Consider the following 25283-nt stretch of genomic DNA (forward strand, 5'->3'; position numbering starts at 1 on the left):
TCCTAGTCATTTGTCAAGTGTAATTTTCTAATGACAAATGACTAATACTTCTCTACGAGAGGCTGCGCCAACGGCTTCGCGGTAGTTGAGCGCAGTCGAAACTCAGTACAAGTGACAAATGACTAACTCAGAGATTCCAAATAGTCGCGGATGAGGTTGCGGCGCTTGGGTTGACGTAGCTTTTGCAAAGCCTTAGATTCAATTTGGCGGACTCGTTCGCGCGATAAGTCAAGAGCGCGGCCAATTTCTGCTAAAGAATAAGGATGACCATCCGCCAAACCAAACCGCATCAGAATTACATCGCGCTCCCGACTAGTCAAATCTGACAGCAGATGATGCAAATCTCTTTGTAAAGATTCTCGCATTAACATCTCTTCTGGAGTTACACTGTCAGTTTCGAGTAATTCGCCTAATTCAGTGTCTTTATCTTTTCCTACCTTGGTTTCCAAAGAAACGGAGCGAGGAACCCGCAATAAAACTTCTCGGACTTGGGTTGGTGTCATCTCTAACTCAGTTGCTAAATCCTCTAGAGTCGGGGTGCGACCTTTTTCTTGAGCAATTTTGCGTTGAGCTTTTTTAATTTTGTTTAACTTTTCGGTGATGTGAACCGGTAGGCGAATCGTGCGACTAGAAGTAGCGATCGCCCGTGTAATACCCTGACGAATCCACCAGTAAGCATAGGTACTGAAGCGATAACCCTTAGTTGGGTCAAATTTTTCTACAGCCCGCTCCAAACCTAATGTACCTTCTTGGACTAAATCTAACAATTCCAAACCACGATTTTGATACTTCTTAGCAACAGACACAACTAAGCGAAGATTCGCCTTAATCATGTGTTCTTTTGCTTGCAGTCCTTGGGACTGGACTTGCTCCAACTCTTCTACAGTCAACTTAGCGATTTCAGCCCAGCGACGTTTCCCATTTGCCAAAATCGGTCTGAGATCGGATAAAATTATGTCAGCAGTGGCAGCCCATCTTTCCAAAGACGGGCGATGTCCTAGTTCCGAAGTTAGACGTTCTTGAACTTCAACTAACCTTAGATAGGGTGTAATCACTTCATCCCCTTGCTTTGCGGCGTTAGCAAGTACTATCCGCATCCGCAAGTAGCGTTGGACTTTTTGAGCTTCTGAAACCTCTTCATCGCGCCCCAACAAACGAACCCGACCAATTTCTTGAAGATATAGACGTACTAGGTCTGTACTCCGACGGTTGGTGTTAGCAGCAAGGTTAGCATTGTCAACAGAAGCCAGTTCTAGCTCCTGTAGGTCATCTACCGATAACTCACTGTCATCAACCGTGAGATCCGAGTCCAAAGCCTGGCTAGACTTTTTGGTGTTGTAGGGGGCGTCTGCATAAAAAGATGTTGCTGGCATAAAGATCGTCTCAATGGCTCCAGGTAACAATAGATTTCGGTCAGCTTAGATTACGGTCAGCTATTCAACTGTTGCTATTGTTCCCGCGATTAACGATGAACTAACATGGTTGAACGTTCCCTGACAATTTTTTTTAGAAATTAACTGTAAGGGTTTTATTGGATACAGAATTACTGAACTTAATCGACTGCTAAACTTTTGATTAAACCAATAGCTATTTAAATCCACAGCTAGGTTTGCAATATTTGAACTACTTAGTTAATATTTCAACCTTGATGGTTTTTTAATAGTAACTTTTGTAACACAGTATAAACATCCTTCAGTGAATGTCATCTTTATAATTGGCATAGTCACATTTACATGGGTGCAAAAGTAATATCCTGACGATTTAGCAATTTTTTCTCAGGATTATTCAGGTATAAGTAGAACTAATAGATGTCGGGGAAGTGATTAGCATTAACGGCGAAAATTCTCTCGACACGGAGATAGAAGATGCGGATAAGTTATCAAACACCCTCTCCGTGTTCCTGCGTCGTCTTGTATGTGAGTCTTAAAGTGCCAATTTCAAGTTGACAGACTACTAGTACGCCTTGGCAACGCCGGCGGGGAAAGGGAAAGGGGGAAAGGGGAAAGGTTTTTTATCCCTTACCATGAATTCCCTTTAACCTTTACCCAACCTCCACCTAACATTTTTAGGTTGGCAGACTACTAGTAGTTGTACTCTGGTTTGATATCTCGCAACATCAGTTCATCAAGTGCTTGTCTGGGTGTGATTTCGCCTTGAAGTAACCGATAAACTTGCTCGGTAATTGGGACTGCGATGTTTTGTTGGTTGGCTCGTTGCATCAAAACTCGGCAAGTGTTTACTCCTTCAGCAGTTCCTTGTAAATTTGCGAGAGTTTCTGTAAGTGACTTACCACCAGCTAACTGATAGCCGACTTGGTAATTGCGACTCAAGGGACTATTGCACGTTGCTAACAAATCTCCTAGACCCGATAAACCATAAAATGTTTCCGTCTTAGCGCCCCAGTTGTTGCCGATACGAACCATTTCTGTCAGTCCACGGGTAACTAAAGCAGCTTTGGCATTAGTTCCCAGTTGTAAACCATCGCATACACCAGCGGCGATCGCAATCACATTTTTCAGTGTTCCCCCCAGTTCTACCCCCAAGGGATCGGGATTGGTATATACCCGAAAACGATGAGAAGAAAATACTAACTGCACTACTTCCGCAGCCGTGGGGATGTTACTGGCTACCACCGTGGCTGCTGGTAATTCCATTTGAATTTCTTTTGATAAATTAGGCCCAGACAAAACAACCACTGCATGGTTAGGGAATATTGTTTGCCAAATTTGTGAAGGCGTGCAGGTAGTTTGGGGATCTAAGCCTTTCGTCGCCGTCACAAAAATTGTCTCTGGAGAAAGGGGGAAAGACTCAACTTGGGAAGCAACATCTCTCACACCAATCATTGAGATAGCGGACAGGATTATTTGAGCATCTTTTAAAACTGCTTGAAGAGTTTGGGAACCTTGACGCGACCACACGCGCACCTGATGACCATTCGCTGTGGCGAGATTTGCCAGAGATGCACCCCAAGCACCCGCACCCAGAATTGCAACGGAAAGTTTTGTGTTGGAGTACATCTGCTCACTCATAACTCCTAATTCCTAACTCCTAACTTTTGAGCGTGGGTAGCGTTCCATTAATTCCCTAACTTGTTCAGCATGATAGGAGCTTCTTGTCAATGGCGAAGAAACGACTTGTAAAAATCCGATTTCTTCGCCGAATGCTTTCCAATCAGCAAATTGTTCTGGATTGACAAATTCGTTTACCTGCAAGTGTTTTTGGCTGGGTTGAAGATATTGCCCAATGGTCAAAATATCGCAATCGACAGTTCGCAAGTCTTGCATAACTTGGCGAATTTCGGCATCAGTTTCACCAAGTCCAACCATGATGCCAGATTTAGTGTATGTGCTAGGAGAAAGTTGGCGAGTGCGCTGCAATAATTCTAATGTGCGATCGTAGTTTCCTTGGGGACGCACCCGGCGATATAGGCGTGGAACAGTTTCAGTATTGTGGTTTAATACCTCTGGCGCAGCTTGTAGAATTAACTCCAGAGCATTCCAATTACCGCATAAGTCAGGAATTAGCACCTCAATTGTGGTGTTGGGTGAAACAGAGTTAACTGCATCAATACACGCTATAAACTGAGATGCACCACCATCAAGCAAGTCATCTCGGTTTACAGAAGTGATGACTACATGATTAAGGTTCAGGCGGCGAACAGCTTGGGCCAGTCGTGTAGGTTCTGTGGGGTCTAGTGGTTTGGGTTTTTTCTCAAAATCAATATCGCAGTAGGGACAAGCGCGTGTACAAGCGGGCCCCATAATCAAAAACGTGGCAGTCCCAGCGTTGAAGCATTCACCAATATTCGGACAGGACGCTTCCTCACAAACTGTATTGAGGGCTAAATCCCGCAAAATTTCTTTAACGTTACCGATGCGCTCACGTCCAGGTGCTTTCACCCGCAACCAGTCTGGTTTTACAGTCACAATCCGTTTTTACCACTAGAGTTATACAAATTTAATCCTAGCAAGCAAAGTCTTTGATGAAGCGATCGGATGTATATAGATGTAATTCTGCTATTTAGTGCAGGTTGTGATATTCTTAATTTATAATGCCATTTTTATGGCGGGATGTGGCGCAGCTTGGTAGCGCACTTCGTTCGGGACGAAGGGGCCGCTGGTTCGAATCCAGTCATCCCGATTTATTTATAGAGCGACAAATTATTTGTCGAATGCTCCTCTATTAACTTAAATATAGCTGACTTTCTTTGAGTTTAAACAGTATCGCCTGAAGTCGTGTACTAAAAGGTTTCAATCCCTAATAGGGATTTTAGTTGATTGCGATTCTATACATTCTATCACTGCTTCAGGTTCATTACGTTTCAATCCCTAATAGGGATTTTAGTTGATTGCGATTTTCCTGGAGCTATTTTCCTGGAGCTAGTAGTTTATGGTTTCAATCCCTAATAGGGATTTTAGTTGATTGCGATCCACGCTTGTTACAGCGTTTTTTTCTTATGCCCAGTTTCAATCCCTAATAGGGATTTTAGTTGATTGCGATGCATCTTGAGAATTCTCAAAAGCGATTCCAGTACTGTTTCAATCCCTAATAGGGATTTTAGTTGATTGCGATTTGAAGGGTAATTTTACAATCAGTCGGGCATTCGAGCGTTTCAATCCCTAATAGGGATTTTAGTTGATTGCGATTTTAATTGAGGCAGAGGCAGGACAACTAAATATTGTTGTTTCAATCCCTAATAGGGATTTTAGTTGATTGCGATACTGGTCGCTGCTAATGCTTTAACTCAGCTTAATAGTTTCAATCCCTAATAGGGATTTTAGTTGATTGCGATAAACCACCAATACTTATGAACTCCTGTCAGTTTTGTTTCAATCCCTAATAGGGATTTTAGTTGATTGCGATTTATTTGAGTAGTTGTACTTGGGTTAGAAATTACTGTTTCAATCCCTAATAGGGATTTTAGTTGATTGCGATGCCAATAATAATCGCCAGCTTCTTGGCACGGGTTGTTTCAATCCCTAATAGGGATTTTAGTTGATTGCGATTTAATTGTCCGTGGTGTCCACGCATTATTTACAAGTTTCAATCCCTAATAGGGATTTTAGTTGATTGCGATGCTCTCATTCCTTGAATCCAAAGCCTGAGCAGAGTGTTTCAATCCCTAATAGGGATTTTAGTTGATTGCGATCTGCGATCGCCCCTCTCCTCCATCCTCTAAGAATTGTTTCAATCCCTAATAGGGATTTTAGTTGATTGCGATACAGGTGCCTTCAATCTTGATTTCTCCAACTTTGTTTCAATCCCTAATAGGGATTTTAGTTGATTGCGATCCAAGCCTTAAGATTTTTTCGATTATGAAAGTTTCAGTTTCAATCCCTAATAGGGATTTTAGTTGATTGCGATGCAATTTGAGTCATAAAGATTGGAGTTGTCATAATCGAAAGTTTCAGTTTCAATCCCTAATAGGGATTTTAGTTGATTGCGATAGATTGCTCAATAGTTATTCCTCAAGCTTGGAAAGGTTTCAATCCCTAATAGGGATTTTAGTTGATTGCGATATCCCCTTTTTTGTTCAAGAGCGATCGCTCTCTGTTTCAATCCCTAATAGGGATTTTAGTTGATTGCGATGTGATTGTATGCACTGATAGAGAATTGGCTGCAAGTTTCAATCCCTAATAGGGATTTTAGTTGATTGCGATATTTAAAGGAGTTTCAGCCAGAGCTTGTTTTTATTGTTTCAATCCCTAATAGGGATTTTAGTTGATTGCGATGAGCATTCCCCCAGTAATTGTTGATCCGGGACTGAAGAGTTTCAATCCCTAATAGGGATTTTAGTTGATTGCGATTTTATAAAGAATTGTATAATTTTTAGCTTTGCAGTTTCAATCCCTAATAGGGATTTTAGTTGATTGCGATTTAAGTTGCTCTACTTGAAGTTGCATTTGTTCGTGTTTCAATCCCTAATAGGGATTTTAGTTGATTGCGATTATCGTTTTTACATTTTCAAACTTATCATGTTCTTGTTTCAATCCCTAATAGGGATTTTAGTTGATTGCGATGCAGGCGTCTGAAAGCCCTGTGTTATTTGGTTTTCAAGGTTCAACAGCGCGAATGCGAAAATCATAACATAAGGACTGGGAATTGTCCTAACTGTAAATAGCTAAAAGTCAGTTTATACGAAGTGCGCGGATGGTTTCAAGATGCTAAAGCTCTCAAATTCTTGCAGATACGGCAATCTAGGCATTTTTGTACTAACCCCCTTTACCAACACCTACTCATTCGCGCACTTAGCAAAAAAACTAGTCTAATTACTTAAAAGTTTTCCTTAACAGCTAACATCTGTAAAATCTTTTCTACACGATCCAACTCTCCAACGATTCGCCGAATTGGATGAGGCCAAACCTTGACAAGGGTAGGAGTTGCAGAAACCTGATTTAGTTCTGCTTGTTCTGGATGACTTAAAACATCAATCACCTTCAGGGTATAAGGGTGTCCAAGCGATCGCTCTAACAATTCGTGTAAATTTTGCAGAATGCGTTCAGTAGAATTGCTATGTCCGGCAACAAATAAGCGGAGAACATAGCCTTGGGTAATAGCTTCTTTTTTTTGTACTATTACTGGTTGGTTATATTTTGGCACAGGTTCAGAAAGGTCTAGACGGACAATTAAATCGTGATCCTCCCAAAGCTGTCCAAATGACGAACGATAGGTTGTTAACACCATGCGATCGCACAATCCCTCTTGCCAAGGAGCTGCTTGCCATACTAATTCTCCCGTGCCAAAAACAGCATTCAGCAAAGCTTGATGTCTAATTACAGCCGGATAAGCTTCAGCAAAAGTTCGTACTTGTTGAGTACGCGGATCTAACCAATTGTCAATAGTTGCAGTATAACAAGGCACTAAAAAGTGTGGTGGCTCTGGTAAATCTAGAATTTCTTGCAAAGCCGAGCACAAATGCAAATGCCATCGACCTTGCTTGCTAGGGTCGATGCAGTAAATTAAATCTCCTCCAGGTGTAAATAGCGCAATGCCTTTAAACAGCTGGGGTGTAGATAGTTTATTTGTCGTCAAATTATTCACAGAGGTTAGGCAACTAAAAGTAAAAATTCTCTCTTTTACCTTTTACCTTAGCTATAACCTCAACCAGGATCGCAAAGATATTTGAGATTGAGGAGTAAAGAAGGGAATAGGGTAAAGGTTACAGGGCACAGATTATTCCCTATAACCTGTCACCTGTCACCTCTACCCTAATTCCAATGCCCCAATTATTAAACTCGACCTCGGAGAAACTGCGCCATTTCGTTAGGAGTTGGTGACATTTCCAAAGCAGTTTCTTCAGTGATGCGTCCGTCTTGATAGAGATTCAGCAATGACTGATTCATCGTAATCATGCCGTCAAAGCCAGCTTGTTTCATCAGCTCGCCAATTTCATCATACTTACCGTCTTTGATCCATTCTTTAATTGCCTCAGTATTGATCAGCACATCATGGAAAGCAGCTCGCTTACCGTCAGTAGTGCGACACAAACCTTGAGCAATTACTGCCACTAAAGACTCAGAAATCGCCACCCGCATTGCATCCTGTTCATCACCAGAATAGAGGTTGAGAATCCGCTCAATGGTTTTGACCGCACTATTGGTATGCAAGGTTCCCATGACTAAGTGACCAGTCTGAGCGGCTTTTAGGGCGGTGTTAACTGTTTCCTTGTCCCGCATTTCCCCTACCAGAATCAAATCTGGGTCTTCCCGCAAAGCTGCTTTCAATGCGTTATCAAATTTCCGGGTATGCATTCCCACTTCCCGCTGTTTGACTAAGGACTTGCGGCTTTGATGGACAAATTCTATCGGGTCTTCAATGGTGATGATATGCTTGGCCATCTCCTTATTGATGTAGTCAATCATCGCTGCCATTGTGGTGGACTTACCAGAACCAGTGGGCCCTGTTACCAAAATCAAACCTTTATGGTGATGACAAATATCTCGAAAAACTGGAGGTAATCTCAACTGTTCCATAGTTAAGATTTTTAGCGGAATCAACCGCAACACCATTGCAGGCCCTTTGAGAGAGCCAAAAACATTAATCCGCACGCGAGCAAATTCGTATTGAGTTGCTCCGTCAAATTCTAAGGATTCTTCAAAGCGCTGAATTTCTCCCTCAGTCATCACCTCCCGCAACCAACTCATAAAAGTTTCTTTATCTGTTTCTGGATGATCTCCTGATTGAATTTCTCCTCGGCTGCGGAAGCGGGGTGGTTCACCCACACCCAAGTGCAAGTCAGAATATCCCTGATCGTAAGCTTCTCTGATTAACTTTTCTAAAGTTAGTTCTGGACTGCTGTTTTGAGGGCGAACTGAACTAGGTATTGGCGGTGGACTACCCGGACGATGACCTGCAACAGGCGGATTAGTAGTGCCCCTATCCATTGACATATCGAGTGTTTGTGTCATCTGTCGCTGCGTACTAAAGGTTGGGGTTGGCGGTGGAGGCGGCGGCATTGGTGGCAAATTACGTCCGGCAGCAGAGTTAGAATTTAATGGAGACTGTGCTTCTGTCATATATCTTCACATTTGGTAGTTAAAAAGTTGAATTAACGAGAAGTAAAGTCACTTGCTTTGATGACTTTTGGAGAATGCTTGTCTGCAAGCCTTAGCGGTGATAGAAGGCGATTGAAACTCTAAAACCACGGTCAGTCTATTTCATCCACCCAATTGGTATCTTTTATTTCCTAATATTTCAATACTCAGAATATTTAGATAGATTATTTAACCTATCTAAACTGGTTTAACACACGCAAGTACTTAAAAGACCTCAGTAAAAACACAGAGGTCATAATGTAATTTTTAATGCTTTTGTTTTAAAATAAATATTCTCATGACTTAGATGAGAAATTTATCCCAGGCATAGGCACAAATTGCTAGCAATTAACAGTACAAATACTAGCAGTTCATTTATTCAGCCCGTCTAGGAATTATGAGAAAGACTACTAGTTTTTATAAGAAATGTTAAGTTGAATAGGAGCGATCTCTTGGGGATCGAAGTTTAAAGCTCATACCTTTTAGGTTCTATACCTGAAGGTAGATGCAGTCAACAAGTTTTTCTCATAGATAGAAAATTGACTTTATATCCATAATTGCAAAAAATTAACTGTAAACTTTAGTAACTAAATGCTCATTTTCCCAATTAGTTTTTATATACTGAATTTCACTGAGACAATTCAGTTTACTCGCAAAAAAGTGAGATATTACTGAAATTAAAATCTGTTGTGTATTTTGGGAGGAAAAGTCATGGTTTCTGCTCAAAGCTCTAATCAAGGAAAGACCTACTCCTTGTTGATGATTAAAAGCTTTTTAATATGGACTTTTACATTAGCAGTATGTTTGTTGGTTGTGGGTTTTCCACTAGTTGTCTTAATGGCTACGGTCGGATGTCTGTTGTCGATTATCTTGCAATCTGTGATGCCTGTTAGTGCGGTTTTGCTTGTAGCAGGTGCTCTAATAATGTTTAATGTCATGGCAGTTGTATTGGCTGCGGGTGTGCTAACTGTTAAGGGAGTTCATCCTAGTGAAGTTAAATGGTTAAGCTGGCTGCATGGAGAGGCAGACCAAATGCAGGCTACTGTTTACGCTGCTTGCCCTCTAACTTGTGAAATTAAATAGTTATTACAGGTTAATTAGACAAACAGTGCGTCTGCCCGGTTAAGCCGGGTTTTTTCATGGTTTTTATAACTTGAAATTTTAAATAGTCATTACAGCTTAATTAAACAAACAATGCATTTGCCCAGTTAAGCTGGTTTTTTTATATCTTGTGTGATTTATCCATTAATATTTATGGTTTATGTGAGGATTGACCGCCGACTATTGACCATAGACCATTGACTATAGACCATTGACTATAGATGGTAAATTACAGATAACTAATGACTAATCAAAAACGCGTTTGCATTATCTTAGGTACTCGCCCGGAAGCAATTAAACTTGCTCCAGTGATTCAGGTTTTCCAAAAGTCTTCAGAATTTCAGTTGCAAGTAATTCTAACTGGACAACATCGGGAGATGGTTGAGCAGGTTATGCAACTGTTTAATATCAAGTCGGATTATAACTTGGAAATTATGCAGGTTCAGCAATCTCTAAATGATATTACCTGTCGTAGTTTACAAGGATTAGAAGCATTATTTAAAGCAAAAAAGCCAGATTTAGTAATTGTGCAGGGAGACACCACCACTGCTTTTGCCGCAGCTTTGGCAGCTTTTTATCAAAAAATTCCTATTGGTCATGTAGAAGCAGGGTTAAGAACTGATGATATCTTCAATCCTTACCCAGAAGAAGCTAATCGGCGGTTGATTTCTCAAATTACTCAGTTGCACTTTGCGCCGACTCCTTGGGCTGTGGAAAATTTGCATCGTTCTGGTGTTTTGGGTGAAATCCACATGACAGGTAACACTGTAATTGATGCATTGTTAAATGTCGCTGCAACCCAAGTAGTTTGCGATGTTCCAGGCTTAAACTGGGAATCATATCGGGTTTTGTTAGCAACAGTTCATCGTCGGGAGAATTGGGGAGAACCTCTGTTAGCGATCGCTCAGGGCTTTTTACAAATTTTAGACAAGTTTCCTGATACAGCTTTACTGCTACCATTGCACCGCAATCCGACAGTGCGAGTCCCGTTGCAGGAACTTTTAGGGAATCATCCCCGAATTTTCTTGACAGATCCTCTAGATTATGGAGATTTGGTGGGAGCAATTGGGCGATCGCATCTTTTGCTTACTGACTCTGGTGGCTTGCAAGAAGAAGCTCCCAGCTTGGGAAAACCAGTACTAGTTTTGAGAGACACTACCGAAAGACCAGAGGCTGTGGTAGCTGGTACAGCTAAACTTGTTGGCACTACGACTGAGAACATTGTTGCAGCTGCTGCTGAGTTACTCAGTGACTCAGATGCTTATGAAGCGATGGCAAACGCAATCAATCCCTTTGGGGATGGTCATGCAGCAGAGCGCATTTTGCAGATTGTCCAAAATTACATTCATGGGTAAGCAAGTTCGTAGTAAGGACTTTAGTCCTTATTTCCTAAGCACTAAAGTGCTTACTACAAACCCTCAAAACTAGTTTGACAATATTTAACCAAACCACGAGATTTTCCAAGGGTGGCTTCTGGTTAAACACCCAGAGCCGATCGAGTTTCGGGACCTACAACACCATCTATAAGTAGACCTTTGCTTTGCTGAAAGCTTCGGACTCGGCTAACAGTTTCTTGACCGTAAATTCCATCAATTCTAAGATTACCTAAAGCTGTTTGCACGTCTCTGACGAGCTGACCTTTTGAACCAGGAGTAAGAATCACCGAACCGCCAACACCACCGGGTCTAGTCACAGGAAGATTGTTCGGTCTATCACCAATCCATCGGGCAAAAACGTATCTACCTGTAGAAAGTCTGGCAAAACCATTTTCATATCGTTCAATTGCTGGAAGTGTTGCGCCATTTGGTACACAGTCCACATACGAGTAGTTGCTGCTTGGGCCGGTACGGACACGCAAACAACTGCCGTTAGTCTTTACATAGGCAGCCGAACTTATTTGAATTTGGGTTACAACAGCGAATAATACACCGACACCAGCAAAAGTTAACCAAGCCGAAGATTTAAGCAGTTTTTTCCAATTGAATTGAGGTTGAGGAAGATGATACTTAGTGTTTCCAGATGCCTCTTCTTGAGCTATAAACATCTGGGAATAAGCAAGATATTCCATAATGCACTCCTTAATATGAAAAATGAGTACTCGCAGAGAATTACTTAGTCGTTCTCTGTATTTATCCTTAGTATATTTTATATCACTGTATTTTAAAAGTTTTTTACTGATAGCGAAATTAATAAAAAATAAAATTAGTCAAAAGATTGCTGCAAAAATGCGATGTCTACAACGGTTTAGCTCGTCGTAGACATCGCATTTTGAAAATAAATAAAATTTAGTTAAAGCTTTTTTACTTAATGACTTATCCCTGGTTATATCTAAATATGACAAACGTATTGTTCGATTCCAACTAAACTAGCAACCATAAAAGTTAACTCATCTAAGTCTATTGGCTTGCATTGGTATATATCATAACCTGCTAATAATGCACGTTTATGGTCATCCTCGAAAGTAGATGCTGTCAGAGCGATCGCTGGAATCTTTCTACCTCGCTTTGCTTCCAAATTTCTGACCTTCAAGAGTAGCGAGTAGCCATCTTCATCGGGTAAGCAAATGTCACTAATTAGGATGTCTGGTTTAAAAGATGACATTCTTTTGAGAGCCTCGTCTGCTGAAGCAGCTGCAATCACCTCTGCTCCTTCTAATTCAAAAAGGAAGGTAAGTAATATTCTTGTATCAGCATCATCATCAACAACGAGCAATCGCAGACCTTGAAAAGATATCGATTGATTAGACATTCTTCTTACCGCCCCATAGCTCAAAGACTTGAAGTAGCGATTGCATCAAGTACTACTTATTTGACGCTATTTGATGCATACTTTACTAAATCTTAAAGGAAGCAATTAGCAAACGTCTGTCCGGTGTCGGACATAGTAACTTAAAATAATTCATTAGCGATCGCGTCTTAGCTGATTCCCTAGCAACCGAGCAAATTCTTTTTGGATAACTCGATAACACTCGCAGCAAGTTGCTTCCAAATCCTCTCGGTTTATAATGCTAATTTGACCGCGTTGATAGCGAATCATTCCGGCTCGGCTCAGGGTGCTAGCCGCTACTGTCACACCAGAGCGCCTTACACCCAGCATCTGGGCGATAAATTCTTGCGTCAACGGAAATTCTTCTGATTCCAAACGGTCAGATACTGTGAGCAGCCAACGAGCCAGCCGTTCTTCTAGGGTATGAAGACGGTTGCAGGCACATGATTGTGTAAGTTCGGTATATATAGCTCGTACATAGCGCAGCAGCAACTTTTGAATAGCTCCGCCCCGATTGAACTCGGTTCTAAGTACATCTGCATCCATCTGCATTGCAGCGCCGGCAACTTGGACAAACGCTTTTGTGGTTGTTGTCTTGCCTCCTAAAATTACTGGGATACCTACCATGCCTTCATTGCTCACTATCCCAATTTCCACCGTCGAACCATCTTCCATAATAGTGACGATAGAAACCACTGCCTGTTGGGGAAAATAGACCTGTGTGACGGGTTCTCCTGGTTCGTAAAGAACTTGCCGAGTGGGAAGCGGAACTAACTTTAGGTGCGAAATAAGACGCTCATAATCACTGGTTGGCAAAGCCGCAAGTAACCTATTTACTTGCGGCTTAATTATGTTGTCGCTCACTGAACATTAAAAGAGAAATTTGCTCAAAATACTTTAAATCAAGTTGCTTTTGCCAGTCTGTTCGGTTTCGCACACATAACTCAAAAAAATTTTTTGGCTCGGTTACTGGGCATGAAGCCCAGTAACCGAGCCAATTCATTTTGGATGACTCGATAACACTCGCAGGAAGTTGCTTCTAAATCCTCTCGGTTCAGGATGCTAATTTGACCGCGTTGGTAGGCAATCATTCCGGCTCGGCTGAGAGTGCTAGCTGCTACTGTCACGCCAGAACGACGTACACCTAACATCTGGGAGATAAATTCTTGCGTGAGGGGAAAATCTTCTGATTCGAGACGGTCAGAGACTGTAAGCAGCCAGCGAGCCAGCCGTTCTTCCAGTGTATGGAGACGGTTGCAGGCAGCACCTTGCGCCAGTTCAGAGTATACAGCTTGTACATAGCGCAGCAGCACGTTTTGAATAGCTCTGCCCCGATTGAACTCAGCTTTCAATACATCTGCATTGATTTGCATAGCAGCGCCCGAAATTTGCACAAAGGCTGTTGTGGTTGTGGTGTTGTCTCCTAAAATTACCGGGATACCCACCATGCCTTCATTACTTACTATCCCAACTTCCGCCGTTGAGCCATCTTTCATAGTGGTGACTATAGAAACTACTGCCTTATCAGGAAAATAGACCTGTGTGATTGGTTCGGCTGCTTCGTAAAGGATCTGCTGAACTTGGAGCGGAACTAGCTTTAGATAGGGGAAAAGACGCTGATAATCACTGTCTGACAAAGCTGCCAGCAGCTTATTTGGTCGTTGCTGAAAGAGATTTTGTTTTAATGGCATTAGAAGTCACTCTCCTTAAGGTAGGTGACTTTAGAAAAACCAACTCAGAGCATAAGGAAAGGACTTCTTGCAGAAGTGGGGGAAAGGAGAAGGGGGAAGGGGGAAATGGATGGAATTTTACCCTTCCCTTTACCCTTTAACCTTTCCCCGAAATCTTGGAAAAGGAACTTTTGCAAGATGTCTAAAGGATTAAGGTTCTGATCCTAATGTTAAAAGGTGTATTCTCTAAAGGAACACGGTGAACAATCTGGAAAATCTTAAAATAACACAGTTCTTGGAGTCTGTGCGGTTTCGTACATAGAAGCTCAAAAAAATTATTTTTTCCGTTTATTGGGCAATAAGCCCAATAAACGGACATATTCATCTTCTATAATCTGATAACATTCGCAGGAGGTTTTTTGTAAAGCCTCTCGATTCAAGATGTTAATATGACCACGGTAGTAGGTGATGATTCCGGCATTGCTGAGGATATTAGCTGCTTCAGTGACACCAACGCGACGTACACCTAGCATCTGTGCGATAAATTCCTGGGTGAGCGGAAATTCTTCTGATTCCAGACGATCAGAAACTGTTAGCAGCCAGCGAGCCAGCCGCCTCTCTAGTTTATGAAGACGGTTGCAGGCAGATCCTTGTGCTATTTGAGTGTATACACCTTGTACGTAGCGCAGTAACAGGCTTTGAAGGGCTGTACCCCGATTAAACTCACTTGTGAGTATATCCGCATCCATCTTCATCGCACTGTCTGGAATCTGCACTAATGCTGTTGTGGTTGGGATGTTGTCTCCTAAAATTACCGGGATACCCACCATGCCTTCATTACTCACTAAACCAGCTTCTACAGTTGAGCCATCTTCCATAGTGGTGATTATAGAAATCACTGCTTTATTAGGAAAATATACCTGTGCGATCGGTTCGCCTGGTTCGTAAAGTATTTGCCGATTTGAGAGCGGAACAAGTTTTAGATGAGAAGCAAGACGTTCGTAATCACTGGCTGGCAAAGCTGCCAGCAGCTTATTTGCTGGTTGCTCAAGAATATTTGTGTCTAATGACATTGTGATTCTCCAGAATGTAGCCAATACGGTTCGGATAAGCATTTTTTACTTTCCTTGTGGTTTGGGGAAAGGATGTATTAAAAACCTTTCCCCTTTCACCTTTAACCGAACCGTATTGTGAATGTAGCCGTCCTTAGAAAAGACAACTCACGGCATAAGGAGAAAATTAAAAGTCTAGCCTTAATGTCAAAAGGTGTATTCCCTAAAAAAGTTCTAGTAAGGAACTAAGGTTTTTATACTTGTATCTATAATATAACAAAATGAGTTGTTTATAATAACAACAAATCCGAATACATTAACTTGATTGCATTTGCGATCGCATAATTAAACGAAATTATGTTCGCTAATCATATTGCTATAGATATGAACATGATTGGAAGCGATCGCAGTAAAAAATTCCTGATTATACAAGTCATTAAAACCTAAATCTTTTTCATTGCTACAAATGTTTTTAGTCCCAACTAGCCTTGGTATATTTTTATTATCTTAAAAAGAAGATACTTAGAAATAAGCAGATTAATATGAATATTTATTAAGACTTCATCCTAGAAGAATCTTAAGATTTTTGACATACTACTGCAAGTCTACCGATTTATTGTACTATATACTCAGCCTAAAACAGTCTATTTCATAAATACTCAATAAAAGCAAGTATTTTCTACTACATATTTAAAATTTTGATTACCCAAAACTAACTTACTTATCTGGTTAATCTATGCAATAATAAACAGCTATATGCCTTAAATACAGTTTATCTATCGATTTATAGTAGTATAGACTCTATATTCTCTGAAAAACTTATATTGGCTTAGTGCCAAATCCAGTATTGTTTGAAGCTAATTTACTTAAAAAATAATAATGCCCTTGACAAAATGTAAAATCTCTAACAAAAATATCACTGTTCAATCGAGTGAATAACAACGCGAAATATGAAGTATAACCAACTTGGTAAAAGTGACTTAAAAGTTTCCGAAATTTGTCTGGGCACTATGACTTATGGAAAGCAAAACACCATTGAAGAAGCCCACGAGCAGCTAGATTATGCTATTGCCCAAGGAGTCAACTTTATTGATGCGGCTGAGATGTACCCTGTCCCACCAAGTGGCGAAACTTATGGATTAACTGAAATTTACATTGGGGAATGGTTAAAGCGTCAACAAAGAGATCGAGTTATTATAGCTACTAAAATTGCTGGTCCTGGTCGAGGTTTTAAATGGGTACGTGGAGGAGCCAAAGCAATCGATCGTGATAATATCAAACAAGCTGTAGATGATAGTCTAAAAAGATTACAGACAGACTATATCGATTTGTATCAGATCCACTGGCCAGATCGCTACGTGCCACGATTTGGACAAACAGTCTTCGATCCGACTCAGGTGGGAGAAACGGTTCCCATTGCTGAACAGCTAGCAGTTTTTGACGATGTAATTAAGGCTGGTAAAATTCGCTATATCGGTTTGAGTAACGAAACCCCTTGGGGAGTTGCCCAATTTAGTAATGCTGCTAAACAATTAGGATTGCCCAAAGTTGTTTCGATTCAAAATGCTTACAACTTGCTAAATCGAGTATTTGATGGAGCCTTAGCAGAAGCAGTTTATTACGAAGAAATTGGGTTACTAGCTTATAGTCCTTTAGCATTTGGTTTCTTAACTGGCAAATATCTAAACGGCAAACCAGAGAAAACAAGAATCACTTTGTTTGAAAATTTCGGTCAGCGCTATCTGAAACCGAAAGTCAGTCAAGCCGTATCAGCTTATGTAGAAATTGCCAAGCGCCATCAATTAAGTCCAGCGCATCTGGCCTTAGCATTTGTGCGGAGTCGTTGGTTTGTGCCTAGCACAATTATTGGTGCTACGACACTGGAACAACTTAAAGAGAATTTAGAAAGTGTGAATGTAGTTCTCAACAAAGATATTTTGGAAGAGTTGGATATAGTTCATGCTCAGTCGCCAAACCCAGCACCATAAACAATTCAAAATTCAAAACTTGTACTGAGCTTGTCGAAGTATTCAAAATTCAAAATTCAAACATTTTAGATAGTTCGCCTCGTTACCAGGCTCCAGCCTGGTAAAGCCTTCCTAGAGCCTCTGGCTCTCACAGAGTAGAAGTAAAGATGCGCCATGTACTCTCTCTCAATTCTTAGATTCAAAACTAGATATTTAGTCGGTAAAATATGACTTTTACAGCAACATTAGTTGACCAAAATACTATTCGTCGTCGGGGTACTGGTTTAAGAGCTTACAATCCCGAAAAAGTATTTAAAGGATACACACTTTTCACACCTTTGACAGGTCAAGGTGAAGTCTACCTTCTCAACTTGGAAGGAGAAGTAGTACACCAGTGGAATCTGCCTTATCCACCAGGGTTATACGGTTATCTTTTGCCCAATGGCAACCTTTTTTATAATGGTAAAACTCCACCAGAAGAACCCCTACGTTTTGCTTTATGGGCTGCATTCAAAAGTGGCGTTGTTTTAGAAGCAGATCCCAAGGGAAATATTATCTGGGAATATAAGCATCCAGATCATCATCATGATGGACGCAGACTAGCTAATGGCAACACAATTCTACTCGCCATTGAAAAGATACCTGAGTCTTTGGTTCCTCGGATCAAAGGTGGCGTACCAGGTACAGAACCAGATGGTGATATTTATGCAGATGTACTTTATGAGGTGACTCCAGCAGGTGAAATCGTTTGGACTTGGCACGCCCACGAACACCTCGATCCAGATATATTTACGATTACACCCCAAGATCATCGACATGAATGGACTCATGGGAATACTGTAGGTGAACTCGCCGATGGCAGCATTATAGTGAGCTTTCGTAATATCTCCACAGTTGTGATTATCGATCGCAAAACCGGAGAAATCATCTGGACGCTAGGCGATGACGTGCTAGCACAGCAGCACTTCCCGAACGAATTAGCTAACGGTAATATCTTGATTTTCGACAATGGCGCACATCGCCGTAACATCGCTCTCAATTTTTCCCGTGTGATTGAGGTGAACCGTCAAACCAAAGAAATAGTTTGGGAGTATACCGACAACCCGCCCCAAAATTTCTTTAGTGCATACATATCAGGAGCGCAACGTTTAGCCAATGGCAATACCTTAATTACAGAAGGTGCTTATGGTCGAATATTCGAGGTGACAGTTGCAGGAGAAATTGTTTGGGAATACATCAATCCCTACTTTGCATCTCGGAATATTCCAGGTGAGAAGTCGCCGGTAACTCGTGGAGAGCAAAATACAGTCTTCCGCGCCTTCCGTTATGCACCTGAAGAAGTGCCCTGGCTGTAGGGGGAGGCAGGGGGGCAGGGGGCAGGGGGGCAGGGGAGCAGGGGGGCAGGGAGATGAGGGAGTGAAGGAGTGAGGGGACAAGGGGACAAGGAGATAAACAAAACTCCTAACTCCTAACTCCTAACTCTTGTACAGACGCGATTAATCGCGTCTCTACTCTTAACTCAGCACGGGCTAAACGCCCCGCTATGGCTAACAGCACTCAGCACTCCTAACGCCCAATGCCCATTTAAAATTTGAGATTTTGGATGAAAATTCAATTCTCAATGGCGATTAACAAGTTCTAATTTACCAAGGTACTTAAACATGGCCCAAATCAAAGTATACAGTGCAGTTGTTTGTCCTTATGCTCACCGTACCCGCTTGGTACTCCAAGAGAAGGGCATTGACTTCGATTTGATTGAGATTGATTTGCAGAATAAACCGGAAGGGTTTACCCAAGTTTCCCCTTATGGAAAAGTGCCTGCACTAACTCACGGCGATAACCGAGTTTGGGAGTCAGCGGTAATTAACGAATATCTTGATGAGGTATTTCCCAATCCGCCATTGTTACCCAGCAACCCCATTGATAGGGCACAAGCTCGCATCTGGATCGATTTTGCTAATACCAGATTCGTTCCCGCTTTTTCTACCCTGCTGCGGAGTTCAGATCCCGAAAAACAAGAAGAAGCGAAACAGGAACTATCTAAACATCTAGAATTCATTGAAAACGAAGGTTTAGCAAAGCTTTCTAAAGAAGGCCCTTACTGGTTTGGTGAATCTATTAGTTTGGTCGATTTCACTTACTTCCCTTGGTTTGAGCGTTGGGCTGCACTGAAGCAGTATCGCGGCTTTGGAGTGCCAGAGCAATTTACCCGTCTACGCCAATGGAAACGTGCTTTAAAAGAGCGTGAATCTGTGAAAGCGATCGCTCACTCTAAAGAATTCTACATCGAGCGATATGCTAAATTCGCTGCACCTACTCTCGCTGCTGTTTAAAGGTAATTTATAATACCAATTGGATTAATGATTGCAACACATCCTTGGGTAAAGTAAAGACGCGATGAATCGCGTCTCTACAAGTGGTCTATTTGTCGCATTCTTTTTTCTAATTGGTATAACTATGTTTCAACTGGGAATTCAAACCCCACTTGAAACATAGAATTAAACTCTTGAAAATTACGAATTACAAATTACGACTTTACCGAAGTGAGCCGCACTTTTGAGGTAATGATAAGCCTCTCGTGCTTCATTGAAGGGGAAAACTCGATCGATAACTGGTTTAATTTGATGCTGTTGCATCGCCTGATTCATCGCCTCAAACATTTCCCGACTGCCGACATAAATTCCCTGAACTGTTAAACTCTTAAAAAGTATTGGCATGGGGTCAATTTCACTTCCTCTTCCTGACAATACGCCAATCAAACTAATACGTCCTCCAATGCGGACTGCTTGTAAGGATTTTGGTAGAGTACCTGCACCGCCTACCTCAACTACATGGTCTACACCTGTGCGATTGGTTAATTGATAAACTTGCTTTTCCCAATCTGGTGTTGTTTTGTAGTTGATTGTCTCGTCAGCACCAAGCTGTTTCGCTCGTGCCAACTTCTCATCACTGCTAGAAGTAATAATCACTCTAGCGCCATGTATCTTGGCAAACTGGAGAGCAAAAATTGAAACTCCTCCAGTACCGAGTAATAAAACACTATCACCTGCACCAATATTACCTTTTGTCACTAGGCCGTGCCAAGCTGTGACTGCTGCACAGGGTAAAGTTGCGCCTTCAATATAGGATAAGTGGTCAGGTAATATTACTAAACCATCTTGGTGTAATAAGACATATTCAGCCAGCATTCCATCAATACCACCTCCCAAATCGGATTTCATTTTCTCTTTGGTTAAAGAGCCATAAATCCAGTCTTGAAAGAAAATACCAGCGACGCGATCGCCTATTTTCACCCGTGTCACACCTTCTCCCACCGCCACTACTTCTCCCGCACCGTCAGACATGGGAATTAACGGATATTTCTGTCCAGAACCGTAAGCTCCTTCAATCACCAGCAGATCGCGGTAATTTAAGGATGTTGCTTTGACTTGAATCAGAACTTGTCCAGCTGCGGGTTTTGCTTGGGGGCGATCGACTAATGCCAAAACATCAATCCCGGCGTTGCTTTGAATTTCGTAAGCTTTCATATGTCCTTACCCTAGCTACAACTTTGGTATTGTAGCTAGAGTAAAAAAGAATCTAGAGACGTAGCAAGTGCTACGCAATACTGCTCGCTTAACCCCTTCTCCCATATTGGGAGAAAGGGAACTGGAGGCTACAGAGAATCTATGAACTGCTGTACTTTTTCTAAAAGTGGCTGATATTCAATTTGCTCTGCTAACTCTTGGGCATTTTGATAGCACGATCGCGCCATTTTTTTGCGTTTTGTGGTGGCGTAAACACTTCCCATATTCAGCAAAGTTGAAATTTCTCCAAGATTATCGCCCAGTTCTTGATAAATCCCAATAGCTTGTTTGTAGAACTTCATTGCTTGGCGATGCTCTGCCAGGGTGCTGTAGGTAAAACCAATGTTATGAAGGGTTGTTGCTTCACCTGCGCGATCGCTAATTGCTCGACGTGTCAAAAGAACTTGATAGTAGAGTAATAGCGCTTGTTTCGGTTTTCCTAAATCATGATAGACAGAAGCAATATTGTTCAAGGTGGTTGCTTCTTGAAGCAGATTTTTTACGGCTCGTTGAATTGGCAGTGCTGCTTGAAAAAATTCTAGTGCTTGCTCAAACTTGCCTAAGACATTGTAGGCAAATCCAATACCATTGAGCGTTGTTGCTTCACCAGAAAAGTCACCTAACAATCGCCGCATCCTCAAAATTTGGTGTTGTAGCAATAGTGCGCGTTTCGGTTCTCCTAAGCGGGTATAAATTAGTGCGACATCATTAAGAGTAGAAACTTCACTTTGAGTATCTTGCGATCGCCTAAAGATTGGCAGTGCTTTGTCAAAATATTCCAATGCTTGCGAAAAGCGTCCAAGACGGCTGTAGGTAGAACCCAGATTGCTAAGTGCAGTTGCTTCTGCTGGTGTGTTGCCAATTTCAATAGCAACCGAAAGCGCCTGATGAAAACGCTCTAATGCTCTTTGAGGTTGCCAGCAACTGAGGTGAGCTAAACCGAGATCGTTTAATGTATAACCTTCTCTGGCTCGGTCTGGAATTGCTCTAGCCAAGTGTAAATTTTTGGTTGCAAGATCGAGAGACTCTTGAAATTTCCCCCGTTGGTAGTAGCGGTTTGCTTCATCACGACGTTGTTCCCATTCTTTGACTTGATTTAAAGGTTGCGTCATCTGACCTCAGTTGCATTCTGCGATAAGTAGGTAGAACATCTCTTGGGAATGAACCCCTCTTAGGTTTCCCAAATTTTAACCTCAATCTTCTATCTTTAGATATAAGACTTAAATAGATAAGTATGCTATTTTTTCATACTTACAGGAATATTTATGAAGCAATTAATACAAATGCTGTCGGGGCGCATAGAAGTGCATTGGTGTAAACTTAAGCCAAAACCCTTTTAAAATCTCGTTTTCAGCCTTTGGCTGGAAATGCTACTCCTAGCGGTGCCGCGAGTTGGGAGGCAAAGCCTCAATGAAGATTATTCCCAGTCTGAGACTGGGAAGGAGATAATCAGCTAAAAGCTTTTTTAGACTCTTGCCAAATTAAATTAAACAGTGGCAACATTTCTGGGTAGAAGACTGATATTTTTAAGATTGCAAAATGTAAAGGGGATCGTCCAAATCTTGAGGAATATCGAGTCTTAGTAGTAGTCTTGCGGTTTCTATCTCAGGCATGGTATCAGAGTAGGAAGATAAACGCTACTTTAAACAAGCGTGTTTTTTTCCAAACATTAATATAATGCTCTTACTATGAGCATCTACCAATCTCTGAAAAAATCTTATACACCAGATCGTCGGCGTGAAAATGACTGGCGGTTATTTTTGCGTTTGGTGCCTTATGCCCGTCGTAACGGACGGCTATTAGCGCTGTCGATGTGCCTACTCGTACCGCTCGCACTAGCTAATGCCTTACAACCTTTCTTGATTGGGCAAGTAATCTCCCTGATTCGTCATGAACCCAGCACTTACGAATTTTTTCGGAATCGTCCCTTCTCGCAAGGGCTGAATATCCTAGAGGGATTATTGGTAATTGCGATCGGCATCCAATTGCTGTTGACAGGTTTTCAAGGTTATATAGTCCAAAAGCTAGGGCAACAAATCACCGCCGCAATTCGCCAAGACTTATTTCAGCATGTAACATCTCTAGCAGTGCGCTTTTTTGACCGCACACCCGTAGGTAAATTAATTACCAGAATCACCAGCGATGTGGAAGTGTTAGGCGATGTCTTTTCGACTGGAGCAGTTGGCATCATATGCGATTTGTTTTTAATGCTGGTGACTTTGGGTTTAATGTTTTCCATCCAGTGGCAACTTTCTTGCTTGCTAATATTGATGCTGTTACCAACTAGCTGGGTAATTGTTTACATTCAAAAACAGTACCGCAAAGCCAATTACAAAGGGCGAGAAGAACTTTCGATCATGAATTCACAGCTACAAGAAAATGTGCTTGGGATTAACGTCGTGCAGTTGTTCCGTAGAGAAAAATTTAATGCCGAATTGTTTCGTGCGACAAACAGCAACTACATTCAGCAAATGGATAAAACCATCTTTTATGATTCATTTGTTTCAGCAACCTTAGAATGGATTGGACTGATTGCGATCGCAAGTGTTTTGTGCGTGGGTGGGTGGTTGCTGTTGGGAAAAAACTTGACTTTTGGGACTTTATCGACATTTGTATTGTATGCCCAGCGATTATTTGACCCTTTAAGGGCTTTTGCGGAAAAATTTACAGTAATTCAAGCTGGTTTCACTGCCATTGAACGCGTAGGCGATATATTAGATGAACCGATAGAAATTCGCGATCGCGCCAATGTCCGCTTCTCAATATTTGATGCGAAATTTGGCTACATAGATGAGATCGTAGCTAATCTAGAATCCCCAGACCTCACTTCCCCCCCAGAACTGGGAGAGATTCGCTTCGATCGTGTCTGGTTTGCTTATAAAAATGATGATTACGTAATTAAAGACTTAGATTTTACCATTCATCCTGGTGAAAAAGTGGCATTAGTCGGCCCTACAGGTGCGGGTAAAACTTCGATTATCCGTCTTTTGTGCCGCCTTTACGAACCCACCCAAGGACGCATTCTCATAGATGGGGTAGATATTCGGGAAGTACCCCAAGCAGAACTGCGGCGTTACATGGCAGTAATTTTACAAGAAGGCTTTTTGTTTGCTGGCGATGTTAAAAGCAACATCTCTTTAGGAGATGGCTACACCATTGAGCAGATTCAACAAGCAGCCGAAGAAACCAACATTGCCCAGTTTATAGAAGAATTACCCCAAGGTTATGATACTCAACTTCGAGAACGGGGCACAAATATTTCTAGTGGTCAAAAGCAACTTTTAGCCTTTGCGCGGGCTGCCATTCGCAATCCCCAAATTTTGGTACTAGATGAGGCTACCGCTAGTTTGGATGTTGGTACAGAAGCTTCAGTTCAAGAGGCATTAAACCAGCTTTTGCATAGACGTACTGCCATTATTATCGCTCACCGCTTGTCTACGATTCGCAACGTAGACCGGATTTTTGTTCTCAAGCGTGGCGAATTAATCGAACAGGGAAGTCACGAGCAACTACTGCAACAAGGAGGGCTTTATGCCACTTTACATAACTTACAAATGTTGGGAAGTTAGGATATTTTATAATCCCAAAGTGGAAAAGAGCGATCGCTACGTTCGCCGCAGGCATTGCCTAAAATGATACTGTTATTGAAAGTGCGATCGCACAAAACAATACCAATTTGAAAAAAGAATGCGACAAATAGATCATTTGTAGAGACGCGATTCATCGCGTCTGATTCATCGCGTCTGATTCATCGCGTCTGATTCATCGCGTCTGATTCATCGCGTCTTCAACCAAGGATATGTTGCAATCATTAATTGAATTGGTATAAATAGGTCGTTGCTATTACTAAATTTTATTAAGAATCCATTTCGGTTAAGTGTAAAAAGCTCAGAGAAAAAGGAAAGAAAAAACCTTTAACCCTTACCCTTTTCCCTTTTCCCAAAACCCGATTCCGAATTAAAAATGCCTAACCGAGAAGTATTCATACCCATCTGACCTACCACTCTTGGCGCATCGACCCGCAAACTCATCTGTTCACAACGCACAGTTAAACAAGGTTGACCTAAACCTATTCCAAAAAAAGGACTTTCGGCGGGGATTTCTAACTTAGAACCAATCAAACCCAACACAGACTCAACTTCAGCAGGGAATATCAGTAAATCACTATCCTTGGTGCTGAAAGCAGAGGCACTTAACCACTGTCTCCATACCAAGCTTTGTTGATTATAGTTAAGACTACACAGCTTCCGATTTTCCTGATGTACAGTAACATACTTTCCTTGTTCCCAGGTAAACTTAGCTAATTCCTTTGGTAGCCCCCAAATTTCTCGACCGCCAGCCACCGAATCAGCATTATCTACATAAATGTGGGAAACCCAAGCGCCGATTTTCTTTTGGTAATTAATCAAAGCTGGGACAACAATTAACTCACTATACTCCAGTACTGAGCCTGACCCGTAATTAGATAAATACACGCTACCAAGGGTTTTACCAGGCCATACAGAAATAATTTCTAACTCTAAGGGAATTAAAGGGCGCACTTGGTCAATATTTACCAAATGCAGAGTTTGGATGGCATAACCTTGGAGTATCCAAGGTGCTTGTGGATATGGCATAAGAGATTAAC

The 25283-nt window shown here is 41.6% G+C and carries 20 protein-coding genes, 1 tRNA gene and 1 CRISPR repeat array; of the genes, 7 read left to right on the top strand and 14 right to left on the bottom strand.

The features are described from left to right. Window positions 1-122 precede the first annotated feature (122 nt). The 3 genes from sigC to lipA all read right to left on the bottom strand — a co-directional run bounded on the left by sigC (window position 123) and on the right by lipA (window position 3926). Window positions 123-1373 (bottom strand): RNA polymerase sigma factor SigC, encoded by a 1251-nt coding sequence (gene sigC / locus ACR5KR_RS30605; protein WP_448269133.1) that lies wholly within the window; start codon window positions 1371-1373, stop codon window positions 123-125. Window positions 1374-2081: 708 nt separating this feature from the next. Beyond that, window positions 2082-3017 (bottom strand): NAD(P)H-dependent glycerol-3-phosphate dehydrogenase, encoded by a 936-nt coding sequence (locus tag ACR5KR_RS30610; RefSeq protein WP_448269134.1) that lies wholly within the window; start codon window positions 3015-3017, stop codon window positions 2082-2084. Window positions 3018-3041: 24 nt separating this feature from the next. Beyond that, the gene (lipA, locus tag ACR5KR_RS30615; protein WP_448269135.1) at window positions 3042-3926 is read right to left on the bottom strand and encodes a lipoyl synthase; all 885 of its coding nucleotides are present in this window, start codon (window positions 3924-3926) and stop codon (window positions 3042-3044) included. A gap of 140 nt (window positions 3927-4066) precedes the next feature. Between lipA and ACR5KR_RS30620 the strand changes: the two genes are divergently transcribed. Continuing rightward, window positions 4067-4140, top strand: a tRNA-Pro gene (locus tag ACR5KR_RS30620). Between the two features lie 107 nt (window positions 4141-4247). Next, a CRISPR array of direct repeats spans window positions 4248-6020; the repeat unit is 37 nt; unit sequence GTTTCAATCCCTAATAGGGATTTTAGTTGATTGCGAT. 253 nt (window positions 6021-6273) lie between these two features. Here the strand turns inward: ACR5KR_RS30620 and ACR5KR_RS30625 are convergent. Both ACR5KR_RS30625 and ACR5KR_RS30630 read right to left on the bottom strand, forming a co-directional pair. Continuing rightward, window positions 6274-7041 carry a circadian clock KaiB family protein gene (locus tag ACR5KR_RS30625; protein WP_448269136.1) on the bottom strand — a complete coding sequence of 256 codons (768 nt, stop codon included), beginning with the start codon at window positions 7039-7041 and terminating at the stop codon, window positions 6274-6276. Between the two features lie 188 nt (window positions 7042-7229). Next, entirely contained in the window at window positions 7230-8516 is a 1287-nt protein-coding gene (locus ACR5KR_RS30630) for a type IV pilus twitching motility protein PilT (protein WP_448269137.1), read from the bottom strand. A gap of 729 nt (window positions 8517-9245) precedes the next feature. Here ACR5KR_RS30630 and ACR5KR_RS30635 point away from each other — a divergent pair. Together ACR5KR_RS30635 and wecB are read left to right on the top strand one after the other, a co-directional pair. Next, window positions 9246-9617: a hypothetical protein gene (locus ACR5KR_RS30635; RefSeq protein WP_094349008.1), complete on the top strand. Its 372-nt coding sequence runs from the start codon at window positions 9246-9248 to the stop codon at window positions 9615-9617. A gap of 260 nt (window positions 9618-9877) precedes the next feature. Then, window positions 9878-10990, top strand: coding sequence for a non-hydrolyzing UDP-N-acetylglucosamine 2-epimerase (gene wecB / locus ACR5KR_RS30640; RefSeq protein ID WP_445628941.1), 1113 nt, complete (start codon window positions 9878-9880; stop codon window positions 10988-10990). A gap of 122 nt (window positions 10991-11112) precedes the next feature. Here the strand turns inward: wecB and ACR5KR_RS30645 are convergent, their stop codons facing one another. From ACR5KR_RS30645 to ACR5KR_RS30665, 5 genes are all read right to left on the bottom strand, one after another. Then, window positions 11113-11703: a peptidoglycan-binding protein gene (locus tag ACR5KR_RS30645; RefSeq protein WP_448269138.1), complete on the bottom strand. Its 591-nt coding sequence runs from the start codon at window positions 11701-11703 to the stop codon at window positions 11113-11115. Between the two features lie 260 nt (window positions 11704-11963). After that, on the bottom strand, window positions 11964-12383 hold the full coding sequence (locus tag ACR5KR_RS30650) for a response regulator (protein ID WP_445628943.1): 420 nt from the start codon (window positions 12381-12383) through the stop codon (window positions 11964-11966). 153 nt (window positions 12384-12536) lie between these two features. Then, on the bottom strand, window positions 12537-13265 hold the full coding sequence (locus ACR5KR_RS30655) for a Crp/Fnr family transcriptional regulator (RefSeq protein ID WP_448269139.1): 729 nt from the start codon (window positions 13263-13265) through the stop codon (window positions 12537-12539). A gap of 80 nt (window positions 13266-13345) precedes the next feature. Continuing rightward, a complete protein-coding gene (locus tag ACR5KR_RS30660; RefSeq protein WP_448269140.1) occupies window positions 13346-14092 on the bottom strand; it encodes a Crp/Fnr family transcriptional regulator in 747 nt (248 codons plus the stop codon). Window positions 14093-14406: 314 nt separating this feature from the next. Then, on the bottom strand, window positions 14407-15144 hold the full coding sequence (locus ACR5KR_RS30665) for a Crp/Fnr family transcriptional regulator (RefSeq protein ID WP_448269141.1): 738 nt from the start codon (window positions 15142-15144) through the stop codon (window positions 14407-14409). A 929-nt stretch (window positions 15145-16073) separates the two neighbouring features. Between ACR5KR_RS30665 and ACR5KR_RS30670 the strand changes: the two genes are divergently transcribed. From ACR5KR_RS30670 to ACR5KR_RS30680, 3 genes are all read left to right on the top strand, one after another. Beyond that, the gene (locus ACR5KR_RS30670; protein ID WP_448269142.1) at window positions 16074-17111 is read left to right on the top strand and encodes an NADP(H)-dependent aldo-keto reductase; all 1038 of its coding nucleotides are present in this window, start codon (window positions 16074-16076) and stop codon (window positions 17109-17111) included. A 206-nt stretch (window positions 17112-17317) separates the two neighbouring features. After that, window positions 17318-18445 carry an aryl-sulfate sulfotransferase gene (locus tag ACR5KR_RS30675; RefSeq protein WP_448269143.1) on the top strand — a complete coding sequence of 376 codons (1128 nt, stop codon included), beginning with the start codon at window positions 17318-17320 and terminating at the stop codon, window positions 18443-18445. Between the two features lie 306 nt (window positions 18446-18751). Continuing rightward, window positions 18752-19423 carry a glutathione S-transferase family protein gene (locus ACR5KR_RS30680; protein ID WP_448269144.1) on the top strand — a complete coding sequence of 224 codons (672 nt, stop codon included), beginning with the start codon at window positions 18752-18754 and terminating at the stop codon, window positions 19421-19423. A gap of 180 nt (window positions 19424-19603) precedes the next feature. On the opposite strand, the gene ACR5KR_RS30685 is transcribed toward ACR5KR_RS30680, so the two are convergent. Then, window positions 19604-20617, bottom strand: a complete 1014-nt coding sequence (locus tag ACR5KR_RS30685) for a zinc-dependent alcohol dehydrogenase family protein (RefSeq protein ID WP_445628950.1) — start codon at window positions 20615-20617, stop codon at window positions 19604-19606. A gap of 128 nt (window positions 20618-20745) precedes the next feature. After that, window positions 20746-21768, bottom strand: a complete 1023-nt coding sequence (locus ACR5KR_RS30690; RefSeq protein WP_448269145.1) for a tetratricopeptide repeat protein — start codon at window positions 21766-21768, stop codon at window positions 20746-20748. Between the two features lie 576 nt (window positions 21769-22344). On the opposite strand from ACR5KR_RS30690, the gene ACR5KR_RS30695 reads away from it, so the two are divergent. Further along, window positions 22345-24225 (top strand): ABC transporter ATP-binding protein, encoded by a 1881-nt coding sequence (locus ACR5KR_RS30695; protein ID WP_448269146.1) that lies wholly within the window; start codon window positions 22345-22347, stop codon window positions 24223-24225. Here the strand turns inward: ACR5KR_RS30695 and ACR5KR_RS30700 are convergent. Next, window positions 24222-24380, bottom strand: coding sequence for a hypothetical protein (locus ACR5KR_RS30700; RefSeq protein ID WP_448269147.1), 159 nt, complete (start codon window positions 24378-24380; stop codon window positions 24222-24224). The genes ACR5KR_RS30695 and ACR5KR_RS30700 overlap by 4 nt on opposite strands. A gap of 190 nt (window positions 24381-24570) precedes the next feature. Beyond that, the gene (locus ACR5KR_RS30705; protein ID WP_448269148.1) at window positions 24571-25272 is read right to left on the bottom strand and encodes an acetoacetate decarboxylase family protein; all 702 of its coding nucleotides are present in this window, start codon (window positions 25270-25272) and stop codon (window positions 24571-24573) included. Window positions 25273-25283: the final 11 nt, after the last annotated feature.

The sequence above is a fragment of the Nostoc sp. DSM 114159 genome, from assembly GCF_053470285.1.

What these genes read in the sequence shown, in the direction of transcription:
- ACR5KR_RS30670 (WP_448269142.1), top strand. Translation starts at nt 16,074, where the DNA reads ATGAAGTATAACCAACTTGGTAAAAGTGACTTAAAAGTTTCCGAAATT.
- ACR5KR_RS30700 (WP_448269147.1), bottom strand. Translation starts at nt 24,380, where the DNA reads ATGAATCGCGTCTCTACAAATGATCTATTTGTCGCATTCTTTTTTCAA.
- ACR5KR_RS30635 (WP_094349008.1), top strand. Translation starts at nt 9,246, where the DNA reads ATGGTTTCTGCTCAAAGCTCTAATCAAGGAAAGACCTACTCCTTGTTG.
- ACR5KR_RS30665 (WP_448269141.1), bottom strand. Translation starts at nt 15,144, where the DNA reads ATGTCATTAGACACAAATATTCTTGAGCAACCAGCAAATAAGCTGCTG.
- ACR5KR_RS30680 (WP_448269144.1), top strand. Translation starts at nt 18,752, where the DNA reads ATGGCCCAAATCAAAGTATACAGTGCAGTTGTTTGTCCTTATGCTCAC.
- ACR5KR_RS30695 (WP_448269146.1), top strand. Translation starts at nt 22,345, where the DNA reads ATGAGCATCTACCAATCTCTGAAAAAATCTTATACACCAGATCGTCGG.
- ACR5KR_RS30630 (WP_448269137.1), bottom strand. Translation starts at nt 8,516, where the DNA reads ATGACAGAAGCACAGTCTCCATTAAATTCTAACTCTGCTGCCGGACGT.
- ACR5KR_RS30660 (WP_448269140.1), bottom strand. Translation starts at nt 14,092, where the DNA reads ATGCCATTAAAACAAAATCTCTTTCAGCAACGACCAAATAAGCTGCTG.
- ACR5KR_RS30645 (WP_448269138.1), bottom strand. Translation starts at nt 11,703, where the DNA reads ATGGAATATCTTGCTTATTCCCAGATGTTTATAGCTCAAGAAGAGGCA.
- ACR5KR_RS30685 (WP_445628950.1), bottom strand. Translation starts at nt 20,617, where the DNA reads ATGAAAGCTTACGAAATTCAAAGCAACGCCGGGATTGATGTTTTGGCA.
- wecB (WP_445628941.1), top strand. Translation starts at nt 9,878, where the DNA reads ATGACTAATCAAAAACGCGTTTGCATTATCTTAGGTACTCGCCCGGAA.
- sigC (WP_448269133.1), bottom strand. Translation starts at nt 1,373, where the DNA reads ATGCCAGCAACATCTTTTTATGCAGACGCCCCCTACAACACCAAAAAG.
- ACR5KR_RS30650 (WP_445628943.1), bottom strand. Translation starts at nt 12,383, where the DNA reads ATGTCTAATCAATCGATATCTTTTCAAGGTCTGCGATTGCTCGTTGTT.
- ACR5KR_RS30705 (WP_448269148.1), bottom strand. Translation starts at nt 25,272, where the DNA reads ATGCCATATCCACAAGCACCTTGGATACTCCAAGGTTATGCCATCCAA.
- ACR5KR_RS30610 (WP_448269134.1), bottom strand. Translation starts at nt 3,017, where the DNA reads ATGTACTCCAACACAAAACTTTCCGTTGCAATTCTGGGTGCGGGTGCT.
- ACR5KR_RS30690 (WP_448269145.1), bottom strand. Translation starts at nt 21,768, where the DNA reads ATGACGCAACCTTTAAATCAAGTCAAAGAATGGGAACAACGTCGTGAT.
- ACR5KR_RS30675 (WP_448269143.1), top strand. Translation starts at nt 17,318, where the DNA reads ATGACTTTTACAGCAACATTAGTTGACCAAAATACTATTCGTCGTCGG.